A 1,129-nucleotide genomic window follows, 5' to 3' on the forward strand; every position below is an offset into this window, starting at 1 on the left:
TGTTGTTGCCCCCTAAAGGCCTGACAGAGCCTCGCAGGTTTGCGCGATGAACTCGCGTGGGGACCGATAGCGCAAAGCGCGGTGCGGATGCACTTCATTATAATGGGCGAACCAGCCGGGCAGTTGGTCGATGACGCTCTGGGCATTCGGCCTGGGGTTCACGCGGACATAGTCGCGCTTGAGGGTGCGAACGAACGCCTCAGCCATGCCATTCGATTGAGGACTGCTGACCGGGGTCGTGCGCGGGATCAACCCGATGTCTCGGGCGAAGGCGCGTGTGTTGCAAGCGGTGTAGCAGCTGCCGTTGTCGGTAAGCCACTCGATCGGTTGGGGCACGCGGTTCACCCGTCCGTAGCGATGTTCGACGGTGGCGACCATCAAGTCCTGGACGTCCTCTGCGGTGATGCCGCCCGTCGTCGCCACGTGTCCCATCGCCTCACGGTCGCAGCAGTCGAGCGCGAATGCGACGCGTACCTTCTCGCCATTGTCACAGGTGATCTCCAGCCCGTCGGAGCACCAGCGGGTGTTGCGCAGATCGACGGCGACCCGGCCATCGTGCCGCCGTTCCTCGCGGCGTTCGCCGTCACGCTGCAGCAGCAGCCCATGCACCTTCATGACGCGGTAGACGCGTTTCGGGTTGGGCGCTTCGCGCCCAGTCTTTTCAGCCTCCCGGCGCAGCAGAGCATGAACGCGGCGATAGCCATAGGTCGGCAGATCGGCGACGAGCGCGCGGATGTCGGCGACCAGCTCGGCATCCGGCAGCGGCGGTCGTCCGCGTGGTCGGGGCGCTGGGCGATGGCGCATTGCGGACAGGTGTGGGCGAGCAATTCCGACCGCGCCTGACACCGCGCTCACCGTCCATCCCGCGGCAACGAGGTCGAGCGCAACAGCAGTTTTTTTGGGCCTGCGGCCCGGGACACGGCCTCGCGGAGCAGCTCGTTCTCCATGGCCTTCTTGCCGAGCAGCCGGTGTAGTTCGCGAACCTGCGCCTCGAGCGCTCGGTACTCGGACGCCGGCACCACTTCCTCGCCCGCTGTCGCGGCGGTCAGCGCACCCTGCGCCATCAAGCGCCGCCAGGTGAAGATCTGATTGCCACCGATGCCGTGCCGGCGGGCGACGAGCGACACGC

1 protein-coding gene is annotated in these 1,129 nt (G+C 66.5%); it reads right to left on the reverse strand.

Annotation, left to right across the window (positions count from 1 at the left end; genetic code table 11):
- Nucleotides 1–12: 12 nt before the first annotated feature.
- Nucleotides 13–1,129, reverse strand: a protein-coding gene (locus IFT87_RS20090; protein ID WP_249403491.1) for an IS3 family transposase whose coding sequence is annotated in 2 segments (ribosomal slippage) — nucleotides 13–905 and nucleotides 905–1,129 — 1,118 coding nt annotated over the 2 segments. Because the reading frame shifts where the segments join, the coding sequence is not laid out codon by codon here. This gene is flagged as partial in the annotation.

It is taken from the genome of Sphingomonas sp. CFBP 8765, from assembly GCF_014841445.1.
In the GTDB taxonomy this organism is placed as follows: Bacteria; Pseudomonadota; Alphaproteobacteria; order Sphingomonadales; family Sphingomonadaceae; genus Sphingomonas; species Sphingomonas aerolata.